Source organism: Anaerotruncus sp. AF02-27 (genome assembly GCF_003465835.1).
GTDB classification, from domain to species: Bacteria; Bacillota; Clostridia; order Oscillospirales; family Ruminococcaceae; genus Anaerotruncus; species Anaerotruncus rubiinfantis.
Genome location: NZ_QSBX01000001.1, coordinates 345,269 through 360,728, shown reverse-complemented (window position 1 = coordinate 360,728; position 15,460 = coordinate 345,269). Strand labels below are relative to the sequence as shown.

Annotated in this window: 10 protein-coding genes and 1 pseudogene; 7 read left to right on the top strand and 4 right to left on the bottom strand. The window is 46.1% G+C overall.

Annotation, left to right across the window (positions count from 1 at the left end; translation table 11 throughout):
• Window positions 1-158: 158 nt before the first annotated feature.
• From DWV16_RS19480 to DWV16_RS01855, 7 genes and pseudogenes are all read left to right on the top strand, one after another.
• Complete coding sequence (locus DWV16_RS19480) at window positions 159-497, top strand: TnpV protein (RefSeq protein ID WP_118199520.1); 339 nt, start codon at window positions 159-161, stop codon at window positions 495-497.
• A gap of 161 nt (window positions 498-658) precedes the next feature.
• Window positions 659-6,709, top strand: a complete 6,051-nt coding sequence (locus DWV16_RS19475) for an LPD11 domain-containing protein (protein WP_370218658.1) — start codon at window positions 659-661, stop codon at window positions 6,707-6,709.
• 686 nt (window positions 6,710-7,395) lie between these two features.
• Window positions 7,396-9,309: a group II intron reverse transcriptase/maturase gene (gene ltrA, locus DWV16_RS01875; RefSeq protein WP_017144707.1), complete on the top strand. Its 1,914-nt coding sequence runs from the start codon at window positions 7,396-7,398 to the stop codon at window positions 9,307-9,309.
• A gap of 122 nt (window positions 9,310-9,431) precedes the next feature.
• A pseudogene (locus tag DWV16_RS01870) lies at window positions 9,432-10,460 on the top strand (helicase); the annotation flags it as partial.
• A complete protein-coding gene (gene mobC, locus DWV16_RS01865; protein WP_002578947.1) occupies window positions 10,460-10,792 on the top strand; it encodes a plasmid mobilization relaxosome protein MobC in 333 nt (110 codons plus the stop codon). The pseudogene DWV16_RS01870 and the gene mobC, both read left to right, overlap by 1 nt.
• A 116-nt stretch (window positions 10,793-10,908) precedes the next feature.
• Window positions 10,909-11,193 (top strand): hypothetical protein, encoded by a 285-nt coding sequence (locus tag DWV16_RS01860; RefSeq protein WP_002578946.1) that lies wholly within the window; start codon window positions 10,909-10,911, stop codon window positions 11,191-11,193.
• 62 nt (window positions 11,194-11,255) lie between these two features.
• On the top strand, window positions 11,256-12,668 hold the full coding sequence (locus tag DWV16_RS01855) for a relaxase/mobilization nuclease domain-containing protein (protein ID WP_002578945.1): 1,413 nt from the start codon (window positions 11,256-11,258) through the stop codon (window positions 12,666-12,668).
• Window positions 12,669-12,946: 278 nt separating this feature from the next.
• Here DWV16_RS01855 and DWV16_RS01850 read toward each other — a convergent pair whose 3' ends face one another.
• The 4 genes from DWV16_RS01850 to DWV16_RS01835 are packed head-to-tail and all read right to left on the bottom strand — an operon-like array spanning window position 12,947 to window position 15,450.
• Window positions 12,947-13,816 carry a zinc metalloprotease HtpX gene (locus tag DWV16_RS01850; RefSeq protein WP_002588966.1) on the bottom strand — a complete coding sequence of 290 codons (870 nt, stop codon included), beginning with the start codon at window positions 13,814-13,816 and terminating at the stop codon, window positions 12,947-12,949.
• A 49-nt stretch (window positions 13,817-13,865) separates the two neighbouring features.
• Window positions 13,866-14,129 (bottom strand): DUF1292 domain-containing protein, encoded by a 264-nt coding sequence (locus DWV16_RS01845; RefSeq protein WP_002304397.1) that lies wholly within the window; start codon window positions 14,127-14,129, stop codon window positions 13,866-13,868.
• Between the two features lie 16 nt (window positions 14,130-14,145).
• The gene (locus tag DWV16_RS01840; RefSeq protein WP_002588965.1) at window positions 14,146-14,400 is read right to left on the bottom strand and encodes a hypothetical protein; all 255 of its coding nucleotides are present in this window, start codon (window positions 14,398-14,400) and stop codon (window positions 14,146-14,148) included.
• 9 nt (window positions 14,401-14,409) lie between these two features.
• Complete coding sequence (locus DWV16_RS01835) at window positions 14,410-15,450, bottom strand: hypothetical protein (protein ID WP_002304399.1); 1,041 nt, start codon at window positions 15,448-15,450, stop codon at window positions 14,410-14,412.
• Window positions 15,451-15,460 lie beyond the last annotated feature (10 nt).

Below are 15,460 nucleotides of genomic sequence, written 5' to 3'. Positions count from 1 at the left end.
TTTCCAGAAGGTGTTTGATTTTAACACCAGACAGACGGTAAATGCCCTTGGTACTGCGGTGAATGCCATCAGCACAAGGATGTTTCAGGAAATCGAAAAAGCGATTGGAGAACATGAGCAGATTAAAGCTACCGAAAGGAGTACAGATTATGAGCGAGATGACTTACAGACAGGCCGGAGATTATCAGATTCCGAACCTTCAGTTGGAGAACGAGGGAGAGAAACCTCTGGGCAAGTACGGCAGGATGCGTCGAGCATTTTTGGAACAGAACAATCCGATGCTCCTGAACGACATGATTCTGACGGAGAGCCTGTTCCCGCACCTGTGGGAGATCGAGGAAACAGCGAAAGCCAGAGTGGAGTTTCTGATGGAGCAGTACCTGAAGGACAGCCCCGCACCGGACAAGGAAACGCAGCAGATGGCGTGGGTGCAGCACATGAACAGCCTGAAAGCACAGGCGGAGGAAGTCGTGATGACGGAGCTTATCAACAGCTGAGTCTGAACCTTTTCCTCTCCGAAAATGAACAAATCAGTTTTATCGACCGAGCAGAGAGCTTTACGCCCTCTGCTTTTTCTTTTGCCCAGGAAGAAATCGACCACTTCCTTCTGCTTGGTAGCAATACCGATGAAGCCCGAAAAGTCGTAGCGCTGGAATATATGAAGCAGAAGCCGTTGGAAGAAATCGTTCAGACCTTAAAGCAGGTCTATCACGGCGGCTATGGTCTGAAAGAAGATAGCGGGAATATCTGTGCGTGGTATGCCGAGGACGGTATCCACCTTGCCAAAGGTTCCTCTGCCATTGACAGCCCCAGAGCGCAGATCGTTTCTTGGGAAACGGTTGCCGAGCGCATTGGAGAACTGCTTGAAAATGGTCGGTTCGCAACTAATGTGGAACTGGTAGAAGCATCCGGATATGAGCGTCAGAAGTTGGCAGAATCCCTGTGGCATCTTTATCACGATTTGAGTGAAGAAGCCCGTTCCAGCAACTATCTGGCAATTCTTCATCAGGAACCGTTTCGTGGTTTCCCTGACGAAACCGCAGACTTGGCTGAAAAGTTGGATGACCCTCGTTTCCACGCAACCTTGGTACAGCAGTATTCGGAATTTAGAAAAAACCTTGCGGAAAATCCCGATCTGCTTCGTTTTCACTATCACAAGCTGAATCTCATTCAGAAACAGCTGTATGAGTTGAATATGCCTTTGCGTGAGTATCAGACCGATATGATGCAGATGCCCCTTGTCCGCCAGTTCATTACGGATGATGAAGTCAATGCAGACTTGACCCGTGGAAGCGGCTTTTCCGGTGGTAAAGCCCGTATTTATAACTACTGGCAGGAGAATCATTCTGCCAAGGAAAAGATGGACTTCCTGAAGCATGAATACGGAACCGGTGGTCATTCCCATGCCTGCTCTGGTGCAACGCACAGCGGTCAGGATCACGATGCCAAGGGTGTTGCTTACACCAAGAGCGGTTGCGATAAATTGCAGATGTCCTGGGCGCAGGTGGTGCAGAGAATCGACGGTCTGATACGAAAGGGACGCTACCTCAGCCCGGAGGAAGAAGCGGAACGACAGGCTATCGAAGAAGCTAAAACTGATCCGTTGGAAGATGTTTATGACCGTTTCGCAGTGATTGATACCGAGGATGGCGAGTATGCGATCTGGGATAATCAGACCGATGACTACTATGTAGACCCGGAAGGCGTTACGGAATACTTCACGGACGAATGGCTTGCCAATGACTATTTGGAGGAAGTTCGTCAGTCCGTAGCTGCGATGGAGTCGGTTCAGCCAGAAGCGCCTGTGGCAGAGCCTGCCGAAGTTGTGGAAGCATCTGCTTCCGAGGAACCGAAATGGAATTATCAGGTCGGTGACACGGTATATCTGGACGATACAGCTTTCCGTGTGGAGCAGATCACGGACAGAGAAGTTCAGCTGCGTGACCCTACGCTTGCTTATCCCATCTTCCGTGCCGAGAATCGTGAGAATTTCGAGCGTATGCTCTCTCAGGACGAAAGAAACCATGCGGTAAGGGTTGATGCCCAAACCGAAGAAAAGCCCGTTACAGAGGATTTTCTGGGCAAAACCGAACCGAGGGACTACACCCCTGAGTATCAGCTGTTAGACCGTCTGCGTATGGACTGCGAATACTTCCTTGGTGCAGGACAGCACAGCGAAAAGCATCTGTGGGCAGGCAACCGCCATGCACAGATTGCCAAGATGCGTGAGCTGTATGAAATGATTCCCGACAAACCAGAATGGCTGACACCTGAGATGATTAACAGCTACGAGGAGCGCATGGCTCCCCGCTATCTGGTTGCCGCCTACCATCACTTTGAAAACGGCTTCGATGATAAACTGGACTACTACACTCTGGAAGAAGCGGAAAAAGCTGCCCAGGGCTATGTGGACGGAACCATGGAGGATGACGGATTCAAGTACGATGGTGCTGCCGTTTACGATCAGCAGGAGCATAAGTGCATCCGTATCTATGGGGACTACCCTGACGAAAAGGCACACGCACAGGTCAGAGCCAGTGCGGAACCCGAACAGCAGGAACCGGAACACTTCATCGATCATTTTTATGTTGCCGAGGACATTCAGAAGCGGGGTGCGCTGGACATCAAGGAATACAGTTCCTTTGATGATGCCCTGCGAGCCTACTATGCACTTCCTGACACGCAGAGAAAAGCCCTGGGTGCAATGAATACCAGAGATCTGCCGGGTAGTCTGGACTTCGTACAGTGCGTAGATGGAAAGGACACCATCATTCAGGATTATGCCCAGGTGGACGGATGGCAGAATGCCGAAGTCATGGACATTATCGCTCAGCTTGAGCAGTCCATCACCACCAGAGAAATCCCACCTGTTCCTGCGGTGAACTTCCACATCACGGATGACAACATCGGTGAAGGTGGACCGAAGCAGAAATTCGCAAGAAACATCGCAGCCATTGAAACTCTGTTCAAACTGGAAAGCGAGAACAGGAACGCCACTACCGAAGAACAGGAGATTTTGTCGAATTATGTCGGTTGGGGCGGTCTGGCAGATGCCTTTGACCCGGACAAGGGAAATTGGGCGAAGGAGTATCAGACACTGAAAAACCTGCTTTCCGAAGATGAATATGCTGCGGCAAGAGCTTCCACCCTGAACGCACATTACACCAGCCCTACGGTCATTCGCTCCATCTACGATGCGGTCGGACAGATGGGCTTTGAAACAGGAAATATTCTGGAGCCTGCTATGGGTATCGGCAACTTCTTTGGTATGCTCCCTCCTGAAATGCAGAGCAGCCGTTTGTATGGTGTGGAACTGGATTCCATCACCGGCAGAATTGCTCAGAAGCTCTATCCCAACGCAGAAATCAAAGTAGCCGGTTTTGAAACGACAGACCGCCGAGACTTTTACGATCTGGCTGTGGGTAATGTCCCTTTCGGCAACTACAAAGTGTCCGACAAGCCGTATGACAAGCTGGGATTCTCCATTCACAACTATTTCTTTGCCAAGGCTTTGGATCAGGTTCGTCCCGGTGGTGTGGTCGCTTTTGTGACAAGCCGTTACACCATGGATTCCAAGAACTCTGACGCAAGGCGATATATGGCGCAGAGGGCGGAACTGCTTGGTGCAATCCGTCTGCCAAACGATGCCTTTAAGAAAAACGCAGGCACGGAAGTCGTGTCCGACATCCTGTTCCTGCAAAAGCGTGACCATCCGATTGACATTGTACCGGAATGGGTAAACCTTGACCGCACCGAAGAAGGACACACCATGAACAGCTACTTTGTCGCTCATCCTGAAATGGTTCTGGGCGATACGGTGGAAGAAAGTACCGCCTACGGCATGGACATTACAGTGCGTCCCATTGAGGGCATGGAACTGTCCGAACTTCTGAAAGAAGCAGTTTCCCACATCCAAGGAACCTATCAGGCTGTGGAGCTTCCCGAAGCTGACAAGGGTAAGGAAATCGAAACCATTCCTGCAACCCCGGATGTAAAGAATTTCTCTTATACCGTGGTGGATGGCAATGTGTACTTCCGTGAAAACTCCCTGATGCGCCGTGTAGACCTGAATGAGAAAGCAAAAGACCGTGTGATGGGCATGGTGGAACTTCGTGGTATCGTCAACGAGCTGATCGAATATCAGCTTGAGGATTACCCGGATGAAATGATTACTCAGAAACAGGCAGAACTGAATGATGCCTACGATGCGTTTGCCGCAAAGAACGGGCTTATCAATAATCGAGCCAATGGTCAGGCATTTGCTGACGATTCCTCCTACTATCTCCTGTGTTCTCTGGAAAATGTGGATGAGGACGGCAATCTGAAAAGCAAGGCGGATATGTTCACCAAGCGAACCATCAAGCCGGAACGCAGAGTGACGAGCGTGGATACGCCGTCCGAAGCTCTGGCAATCTCTATCGGTGAGCGTGGCAAGGTGGATTTGCCGTTTATGGCACAGCTGCTTGGAACACCTGGAGAATACGATGCGATTCAGGCAGAGCTTCGAGGGGTGATCTTCAAAGACCCGATGGCTCCCGATGCTGTGGAAGTTGGATGGCAGACTGCCGATGATTACCTTTCCGGTGATGTAAGAAGCAAGCTGCGTGTCGCACAGATGGCGGCAGACAGGGATTCTTCCTTCCACATCAATGTGGAAGCCTTGCAGAAAGCACAGCCGAAGGACTTGGATGCGTCCGAGATTGATGTGCGTTTGGGTGCAACATGGATTGATGCCGATTATATTCAGCAGTTCATGGAGGAAACCTTTGAAACGCCGTATTACTTGCGCCGTTCCATTGAGGTCAAGTTCTCCGAGCTGACCGCAGAGTGGCGCATCAACGGTAAGAGTTCTCCCAACTACAACGATGTGGCGGCGTATGTCACCTACGGTACAGAGCGAGCCAACGCATATCGGATTCTGGAGGAAACGCTGAATCTGAAGGATATTCGTATCTATGATACGATTGAAGATGCAGATGGTAAGCAGAAGCGTGTCCTCAATAAAAAAGAAACTACCCTGGCACAGCAGAAACAGCAGGCAATCAAGGATGCGTTCCGAGATTGGATTTGGAGAGATCCGCACAGACGAGAAACCCTTTCCACCAAGTACAACGAACTTTTTAACTCCACCAGACCTCGTGAGTATGATGGCTCTCATATCCGTTTCGGCGGCATGAACCCGGATATTACCCTCCGTGAACACCAGAGAAATGCTATCGCTCATGTGCTATATGGTGGAAATACGCTGCTTGCACACGAAGTTGGTGCGGGCAAGACCTTCGAGATGGCTGCATCGGCTATGGAGAGTAAACGGCTTGGATTGAGCCAGAAATCCCTGTTCGTTGTGCCGAATCACTTGACCTTACAGTGGGCAAACGAGTTCCTGCACCTCTATCCGAGTGCCAAGCTCCTTGTTGCCACCAAGAAGGATTTTGAAACAGCAAACCGTAAGAAGTTCTGCGCTCGTATCGCAACGGGTGACTATGATGCAGTCATCATCGGTCACAGCCAGTTTGAAAAAATCCCGCTTTCTGCCGAACGACAGGAACGGCAGCTGCGGGAGCAGATTGATGAGATCGAGGGTGCGATTGCGGAGCTGAAATGGCAGCGTGGCGAAAACTTCACGATCAAGCAGATGGAGAAAACACGAAAATCATTGGAAGCCAGACTGGACAAGCTCCTTGCCGCTGACAAGAAAGATGATGTCATTACCTTTGAGCAGTTGGGTGTAGACCGGCTGTTTGTGGACGAAAGCCATGCGTTCAAGAATTTGTTCCTCTACACAAAAATGCGAAATGTGGCAGGTCTGTCCACCTCCGAAGCCCAGAAATCTTCGGATATGTTTATGAAGTGCCGCTATATGGATGAGCTGACCGGCGGGCGTGGTGTGATCTTTGCAACCGGTACTCCAGTAAGTAACTCGATGACCGAGCTTTATACGGTCATGCGCTATCTCCAGTACAGTACGCTCCAGCAAAAGAACCTGACCCATTTTGATTCCTGGGCATCGACCTTCGGAGAAACAACAACTGCGATTGAGCTTGCACCGGAGGGAACCGGCTATCGTGCCAGAACCCGATTTGCGAAGTTCTTCAACCTGCCTGAACTGATGAATATGTTCAAGGAGGTTGCCGACATCAAGACCTCTGACCAGTTGCATCTCCCTGTTCCCGAAGCAAAGTTTGAAACGGTTGTGGTTCAGCCCTCTGAGTACCAGAAGGATATGGTGGCTTCCCTTTCAGAGAGAGCAGCAGATGTTCATGCCGGTATTGTAGACCCGTCCGTCGATAATATGCTCAAGATTACCAGCGACGGACGAAAATTGGGACTGGATCAGCGGCTAATGAACACCCTGTTACCCGATGACCCTGACAGCAAGCTCAATGCCTGCGTGGGAAATATCCTGCGTATCTGGCAGGACGGTCAGGCTGACAAATTGACCCAGTTGGTGTTCTGCGACCTTAGCACACCGAAAAATGATGGAACCTTCAATGTCTATGATGATGTCAAAACCAAGCTGATTGCAAACGGTGTGCCTGCGGAAGAAGTTGCCTTTATCCATGATGCAGATACCGAGGCAAAGAAAAAAGACCTCTTTGCCAAGGTTCGTACCGGGCAGGTGCGAGTGCTTCTTGGCAGTACGCAAAAGATGGGTGCAGGAACCAACGTCCGTGCGACTTGTTGTCGTACAAACTCTAATGTGGGATAAATCCTGTATTAGAACTAAAATCGACGGCTGAATCTATTCAGCTAACTGATATTCCGAGGAGTGGAATGATGGGGTAACGCCCTGAAACGCTCCCCTTGATACTACGACGTGCAAAGGCGGTGTAAAACGCTGTATGTGCGAAGCTCGTTGAAGTCGGCAGAGAGGCACCGAAACATTAAGTTGTCGAAAGCTGTCCAGAGGTGGATGGTGTGTCCTATATGCCGGAGGTCTATAAACTGCCTATGGTGAGGATAGCTGGTAAAACAGCAGACGAACAGCCGAGTGTACGAGTCTAAAGCGTGATATGGCAGAAATGTCATAACCGTAAATCTACGGGGTATGTGAGGTAAAGTAAAAATGGACGTTATGAAATACCTTACAGTGTTACAGGCACTGGCAAGCATACAGGCTTATAGGCTACACCTAAGGGCGGCATGAACAGATAGGAATATCGGAACAAGGGAAGGTCAGAACACGGAGTGTTTACACGCAATGAAGTGTTAGCAGGGAAAGCGATTGACATTAGTATAACCTGCTTTTATCTGACTGAAAGTGGAGCCACAGTACCAATGAAGCGGTGATAATAAGCCGTGGAGGGATAGGCTCCAGTCAATCAGTAAGAATCGAAATTTAATTCGTAATGAATCAAAGGTTCGAGTAAGACTAAGAAAGGCGGACAGCCGACTTTGGCAGTGCCGAAGAAAGTGCTGAAACGTCAGACTCTAAGAAACATTGAGTATTATGGATTGCAGGAGATATTTGACGAACTATACCAGAAAAGTTTAGAAAACAGGAAATTTAGAAACCTGATGGAATTGATTTTGATGGAAGAAAATATCAAACTCGCCTATCGAAACATGAAAAAAAATGATGGAAGTACCACGCCGGGGGTTGACGGAAAAACGATAGAGCATTTAGCAAAAATGACTGAAAAAGAGGTCATCGAACTTGTCCGTAACAAACTGGAATGGTACACGCCGAAAGCCATCAGACGAGTGGAGATTGACAAAGGTAATGGAAAGAAAAGGCCACTTGGGATTGCCTCGATTGAAGACAGGCTGATACAGCAATGTATTCTGCAAGTGTTAGAGCCGATATGTGAAGCAAAATTTCACGATAGAAGCAATGGATTCCGCCCAAATAGAGGTGTGGAAAATGCACTTGCACAGGCAGAGAAACTTATACAGAGCAACAAACTGTATATCGTGGTGGATATTGACATTAAAGGATTTTTCGATAATGTCAGCCACGGAAAACTATTAAAACAGTTGTGGACGATAGGAATACAGGATAAAAAGCTCATTAGTATTATTTCAGCCATGTTAAAAGGAGAAATTGCAGAAATCGGTTTTCCAGAGAAAGGCACAGCTCAAGGGTCGATTATCTCACCATTGTTATCGAATGTGGTGTTGAATGAACTTGACTGGTGGATTGCCAGCCAGTGGGAATTTATGCCTACAAGACACGTCTATAAAGAAGCAATAAAGGCGAATGGAACTCAATCGAAATCAAAGAAGTACAGGGCTTTGCGGAACAGCACATTAAAAGAGTGCTTCATCGTAAGGTACGCTGATGATTTTAAAATCTTTTGCAGGAAACACAAAGATGCGGTTGTAATGTTTGAAGCCACAAAACAATGGCTCAAAACAAGGCTAGGACTGGATATTAGTCCAGAAAAATCAAAAATTGTCAATCTAAAACACAGTTATTCGGAATTTTTAGGATTTAGGATAAAAGTGCATAAGAAAGGCAAGGACACAAAATGTAAACCGCCAGTCGATAAGTATGTAGTAAAATCACATATCTCAGAAAAGGCTTTGAAGAAAATAAAAACCAACGCAAAAGAGAGAATCATAGCAATACAGAAAACGAATGGAAGCAGAGCCGGTGAGTATGCAATTCGGGATTATAATAGCTTTGTCATGGGAATGCAGAATTATTACAGCATGGCAACGTGCGTAAATCCAGATATACAGACTTTAGCCTATGAAATCAAGACAAGCATAAAAATCAGATTAAATACAAGAGTGAAACGCAGAACTAACGAAGCATTAACACCATATCTTTCAGAAAGATATGGAAAAAGTAAAGAACTGCGATTTATAAACGGTGTGCCATTAGTCCCAATAGGATATGTGCAACATCGTGTTCCGCTCCACAAAAAGGCTGTAGTAAATAAATATACAGCTGAGGGAAGAAAAGAAATACACAAACAATTAGAAACTGTAGATATAGAGAGGGTGCATGAACTTATGAGAAACCCTATCAGTAATGAAACTGTAGAATTTAATGATAACTGCGTTTCGCTGTTTGTGGCACAAAGAGGAAAATGTGCAATTTGCAAGCTGCCTCTAACTTTGGAAAATATGCGGTGTGTCCGTAAAATACCAAAATCTTGTGGCGGTGATGATAAATATAATAATCTGATTATTGTGCATAAAGAGATGGAAAGGCTGATAAAAAGTCAGGACAACAAAGAAATCAAGCGTATTCTAAACAAATACAAACTGGAAAGTAATCAAAGACGGAAAGTAAATACCATAAGAAAAAATGCAGGATTAGAGGAAATAGACGTAAAAGCACTTGATAAGGAACTGTAAGTTACGATGTTAAAAAGTAGAAGTTACTGATGATGGAACGCCGGATGAGGGGAAACTCTCACGTCCGGTGTGAAGTGGGGGAAAATCTGGAGATAACATCAAAGGATTACCTATCACTATAGGACAAATTGGTGGCAGTTCACCACTTGGATGTGGGTTGGCGTCCGTCTGATATGACCCAGAGAAACGGTCGTATCATCCGTCAGGGCAACCGGAACAAAGAGGTTCAGGTGTATCAGTATGTGACCGAGGGAACCTTCGATGCCTACCTGTATCAGACCTTGGAAAACAAGCAGAAGTTTATTTCTCAGATTATGACCTCCAAATCACCGGTTCGCTCCTGTGACGATGTGGATGAGCAGGCGCTGTCCTATGCGGAGATCAAGGCGCTGTGTGCCGGCAATCCGCTTATCAAGGAAAAGATGGACTTGGACATTGATGTGGCAAGGCTGAAGGTGCTGAAAGCTGACCACCAGAGCCAGCAGTACCGTATGGAAGATAAGCTTCTGAAATACTTCCCGGCTGAGATTGAAAAGCAGACAGGCTATATTCATGGCTTTGAAGCTGATATTAAAACCGTGGAAGCACACCCGCAGATTGCCGATGGCTTTTGCGGCATGGAAATCATGGGCAAAGCCTACACCGAAAAGGCAGATGCCGGTGAAATCCTCCTTGCGGCTTGTAAGGACACGAAAAGTGCCGATCCGGTTCCTCTTGGCAGTTACCGTGGCTTTCAGATGGAGCTTTCGTTTGACAGTTTCCGGAACGAGTTCGATGTGACCCTGAAGGGCGCTGTGAGCCACAGAGTAGCCCTTGGAACGGACGCACGAGGAAATATCACCCGACTGGACAATGCCCTTGCAGGCATCCTTGAGCGCTTAGAACGAGCCAATGAGCAGTTGAATAATCTCTACAATCAGCAGGAAGCAGCCAAGGCGGAGGTTGGAAAACCGTTCCCGCAGGAAGCAGAGCTGACAGCCAAAAGTCAGCGACTGGCAGAACTGGATGCAGCCCTGAATATGGAGGACTCTGTGGAAAATCGTGACGAAAGAAGCGAGTCAGAGCGTCCTTCTGTGTTGGCTGATCTGAAATCCAAAGCGGAGCATATCCCGCCTGCAAAATACTCTGAAACCCGTGAGGAGGTGTTGTAATGGCAAAGCGAGATCAGGATGTTCATTTCCTTGCATCCAAGGAGGAGGTCGAGCGAATCCATGAGAAGATGGACGAGCTTGGCATCCGCAGCATGGGAGCCTATCTGCGGAAAATGGCTCTGGATGGTTACTGTATCAGACTGGATTTGCAGGATGTGAAAGCCCTGGTTTCGCTCCTGCGAATCTGCTCCAACAACCTGAACCAGTACGCAAAGCGAGCGAACGAAACAGGCAGCATCTATCGTGCTGACATTGAGGATTTGCAAAAACGGCTGGAGGAGATCTGGACGGACATGAGAGAAGTTCTTGTTCGCCTGTCCTCAATCCAGTAATCCGACAACTTGTTGGGAAGTCGCAGTTTCGGCTGCGGCTTTTACATAAGGGTTGACATCATTGCGTTATGGCAGATACCCTTGTACAATATAATTAAAAGAAAGGGGTTGAGCCTATGAAGCTGGTATTGAAGATATTGGCACTGCCGGTGCTGTTCGTTGTAAAAGTGATTTGCATTCTTGGAAATCTGCTTACAAATGTTGTGTCCTATGTAATTGGTTTATTGCTCTTGGTCATTGGCGGATCTGCGATTTACTGCATTGTAAAGGCTTTGTGGCAGTCCCTGCTTATTCTTGTGGTTCTTGGAATTGCGACAATAGCAGCGGTGTTCTTGCTCGTCTGGGCTGTTATGAAAGTCGAGAATATTGGAGAAAGTCTGGGAGCATTTATCAGGTCATAAGATAATATCAGAGAAAAGTCACCGACCGGTGGCTTTTTCTTTTTGGGAAGGAAGTGATGGGAATGGCAGCGACAAGATTGATTGCACTCCATGTGAATAAGGGAAAGACGGTCGCTCAATGTTTGGCAGACAGAACCGACTACTCACAAAATGCCGCAAAAACCAATGATGGCGAATTTATCAGTTCCTATGAGTGTGATCCAAAGACAGCAGATGAGGAATTTCTGCTTTCCAAACGGCAGTATCAGCATATTACCGGCAGACAGCAGAAGAACAATATCATCGCATACCAGATACGCCAGTCCTTTAAGCCGGGAGAAATCACCCCGGAAGAAGCGAACCAAGTCGGCTATGAAACAGCGATGCGATGGACAAAGGGAAAACACGCTTTCATCGTTGCGACCCACATCGACAAATCCCACATTCACAATCATATCATTTATAATTCGACCTCGCTGGATGCCACACGGAAATTCAAAAACTTCTTTCTTTCCGGTCTGGCGGTGCAAAGACTCAGTGATATGGTTTGCCTGGAACACGGGCTGTCCATTATTACACCGAAGCCGTATCGGGAGCGCCAGAAAAGAACTGTTTATCCCAAGAAGCGTACCCAGCGTGACGAATTATGTGATGCGATTGATGCGGTGCTGAAGCAGAAACCAAAGAGCTTTGATGGCTTTGTTCAGGCTCTGGCTGACATGGGATTTGAGTTCAAGGATGGAAAGCAGCCTGCGTTCAAGGGCGAGAATCAGAAGCGTTTCATTCGGCTGCGTTCCCTGGGCGAAGGATATAGCAAAGAGGAAATTCAAGCGGTTATCTCCGGCAAGAACCTGCACAAATCAAAAGGCGGCTCTGCCAAGGCTCCTGCCCCGAAGCAGTTCCAGATGCTGATTGATATTCAGGCAAAGATGGCCGAGGGCAAGACGGTCGGTTATGAAAAGTGGGCGAAGAAGTTCAACCGAAAAGAAGCTGCCCGAACGGTAATCCTACTGAAAGAAAAAGGCTTGGGCAACTACGACGATCTGACTGCTCATATTGAAAATCTGTCTGCCCGGTTCGATGCGCTTTCTGATTCTATCAAGGTCGCAGAGAAACGTATGGTTGAGGTTCAGGCGTTGCAGCAGCACATCAAAAATTATCGCAACACAAGGCAAATTTATATCGAGTACCGCAAGTCTGGATATAGCAAAAAATTCTTTGAAGAACACCGTCAGGAAATCACAATTCATAAAGCGGCGAAGCAAGCCTTTGATGAATTGCAGATTACAAAGCTCCCGTCCATGCAATCATTGTATGAGGAGTTTCATCAGCTGGCAGTCCAGAAAAAGCAGGACTACGCTGAGTACCGTCAGATCAGAAAAGAGAAAGAAGAACTGCTGATTGCCAAACGGACGGTTGAAACGATTTTGAATATCGACAGGCAGAAAGAGCAGGAAAAAGAGAAAGAGAAAGAGGAAAAGAAGAACTTCCGTTAAAGCAAAAAGCCACGGTCTGCACTCCCCAAAGGGTGCGGATCGTGGCTGCTTTTTTGCTTTTCGATTTCGGTGCTTTCAACCATGGGCAAATTTTTATTCTACTGTTCTTTGAGAAACGATTGAAAATCGTGTAGCCATCATCGGCAGATGATGTTCAAAGGGGATTGGGGATGCTTCCCCAACAAGCAAATTTGCGAAGATTGCACCGAAGGGAAAATCGAGAAAATGAGTGAACCTGTACAGGTTTACACTGCTTGCCAATTTGTGAGATTATGAATTTAGTATCGAGAATAGGGTACACCTAAATTTTGCAATGCTGCAACCCTATCATCGTTGCATGGATGAGTTGAGTATATTGCACTGAGAAAACCATCATGCGGAACATCTGAGATATGTTGGTCTAATACCGTCGCTAATTCAAGACCAAAACCAATTTTATAAGCAAATTCATCAGCCAGATACTCATTTTGTCTCATAGACCACATCAGAAAAAGCATACAGAACTTTACCCATAACCAAGAAAGTGCTGTTGATATTCCTGCGAAAACTGCGGTAATTATACCCATTACACCACTACGAGAGCATATTGCGAACAGCCCCATGATTGCAGAAAAAATCCAGTAGGATATTTTGATTAACAGGAGGCACCCGGATATAAATATATTGCCCCCGCCAATCAATAATTGGATAACAGTATGTCCGTATGAGAGATGTCCGATCTCATGGGCGAGAATTCCAAGTATCATATCATCGGAGAGTAAAAGCAATCCGTCAGTTATGCATAGTGTTTGCCTACCTAGAGCAAATGCATTTGGAGCAGGATCATGGATAATCTTCACTTTCACTTTTTTAGGACAGTATGATGTGTTCTCTTTTGCTTTATCTAAAACATATTGAACCAGCGGGACAACTCGAAGTTTTATATCTACTCTTTTTATATCGCTTGCTCCTGCGAAGGCAGCCAGGCACATTTCGCCTAATGGGGATAAGCTGATAGCTACTGTGAAAAAGTAAATACAAATCAGTTCAACAATGCTTCCTGACGAACCGAACACAGCAACAATCAGCAGAATATTAAGAGTAAAGAACAGAAGAGTTCCTAAGTTTGAGAAGCGAACAATTCTGCCTACACGATGCCAAATATCCATAATGCACCCCCCTTTTATCGTGTTGTTGGTTTGAGCTTGCATTGTTTAATTACTCAAATGTAAAGAAATCTTTGTTTCGCTCTTTGAACAGAGCAAAGACAGTCTCTAACACAAATTCGTTTTCAACACCAACATATTCTTCTGTTTCATCGTCAATTTCTTTCAGCTGCAAAATAACAACTTGCCCATCCGAATCTCCAATAGGAAGCAGGACAACATATTCGTTCTGGCGATACGGTATTAAGTCAAGAAATTCAAATTCAACTTCGTTCCCATTCTCATCATTCAAAGTTATAATGTTGTCTTCATCCATGTCGTCGTTCCTTTTCTTAATATAAATAATTATCGTTGATAATGATGCCTAATAGTTCAAAGAGATTATCCTTTTTGGAAAGAATGCATTTTTTCATGGCTTGTTTAATTTGTTCCGTTGAAATGCTATCAGGCAACATTTCCCTTGGGACACCATGACCGAATTGCCGAAAATACTGTTCTTCGATTTCATAATACTCATTATCAATTTTCGGTTCAGGTGTATTAAGGAAGCTATTCATAAAATCTGCAACGCTCTTGTTTTTGTCCATTGTATGCACCTACCTTTCTCTGCTCAAGACCCTAACATGATTATCTGGTCTAATAGAATCAATCATTGAAGAAAAAATACCAAACGCTGTAGGAAAGAAATTTGCTAATAGCTCTAATTTGCCTTGGTCTCCCATAGACGCTTCAAAAAAGTGGGCAAAGGCTTCTGCTTGTAGATTGCCCGGTCTCGTCCAATAGTTCCTTGAGTGACCATAATTTCCGTGCAATTGACCATTTGTTGTCGCATCAATTAAGTCCGAGAAGGAGTGAGCTGAATCCTGCCTAATACGGGTCAGAAAAGCAGTTTGCTTTTCCACTGGAAGATTGTTATATAAGCTCAGGATTCTTTGTCCGTCCTCAACCAGTGCCTCAGCAAATTCTGGAGTATTGGATAGATTGCTCCGATAGTTGCACGAAGCATGGTCGATCATGTGAGCAAGCTCGTGGAAATAAGTTGTTCCTGCACCTCTTGGATTTGTCATATCAGAAGCTGCATTGTAGTAGACTCCTCGTGAATGCCCTATATAATTTCCCGGTGAGTAATGTGCTGTCTGATCCGGTGGATATTCAGAATCTTGTATCATCAGTTTACCAGCGAAATGGTCAAACACTTCTCTGACATTCTGCTCTGCATTTTCATGGCGTTGTGATATAACAGCGATATATCCGTCTGGTGTGCTACCTTGGGTTAGCACGCCAAGGCAATACTGATAAGACGAATTACCAACATTAGGTGTTTGCAGACCCTGGAGGAAAGAATTTCGTGCAGAAGGAGTGTCCAAATTAACATTATCATATTCTTGTACACTTTTGGCAAGTGAAGCAACGTATTTTTCGGCCTGAAGCATAATCTGTAAAATATCATTCAGGGCTTTGTTGCAATCTTTTACGATAGTTCCCAGCTCATCGTACTTCTTGTCATTCCATCCAATTCCCAATTGCTGATATTTCATCTTCACAGAACTTCTTGTAGTTTCGATAGAAGAAATGGAGGTCCGCATATTTTTCAGTATTGTCAGTAATTGAGTTGCATCAGCATTTACGTTGCTCAAACACTCACCT

Excerpts from the sequence above, each read along its gene's own strand:
- DWV16_RS01840 (WP_002588965.1), bottom strand. The coding sequence starts at position 14,400 with ATGGACAAAAACAAGAGCGTTGCAGATTTTATGAATAGCTTCCTTAAT.
- DWV16_RS01860 (WP_002578946.1), top strand. The coding sequence starts at position 10,909 with ATGAAGCTGGTATTGAAGATATTGGCACTGCCGGTGCTGTTCGTTGTA.
- DWV16_RS01845 (WP_002304397.1), bottom strand. The coding sequence starts at position 14,129 with ATGGATGAAGACAACATTATAACTTTGAATGATGAGAATGGGAACGAA.
- DWV16_RS19475 (WP_370218658.1), top strand. The coding sequence starts at position 659 with ATGAAGCAGAAGCCGTTGGAAGAAATCGTTCAGACCTTAAAGCAGGTC.
- mobC (WP_002578947.1), top strand. The coding sequence starts at position 10,460 with ATGGCAAAGCGAGATCAGGATGTTCATTTCCTTGCATCCAAGGAGGAG.
- DWV16_RS01855 (WP_002578945.1), top strand. The coding sequence starts at position 11,256 with ATGGCAGCGACAAGATTGATTGCACTCCATGTGAATAAGGGAAAGACG.
- DWV16_RS19480 (WP_118199520.1), top strand. The coding sequence starts at position 159 with ATGACTTACAGACAGGCCGGAGATTATCAGATTCCGAACCTTCAGTTG.
- DWV16_RS01850 (WP_002588966.1), bottom strand. The coding sequence starts at position 13,816 with ATGGATATTTGGCATCGTGTAGGCAGAATTGTTCGCTTCTCAAACTTA.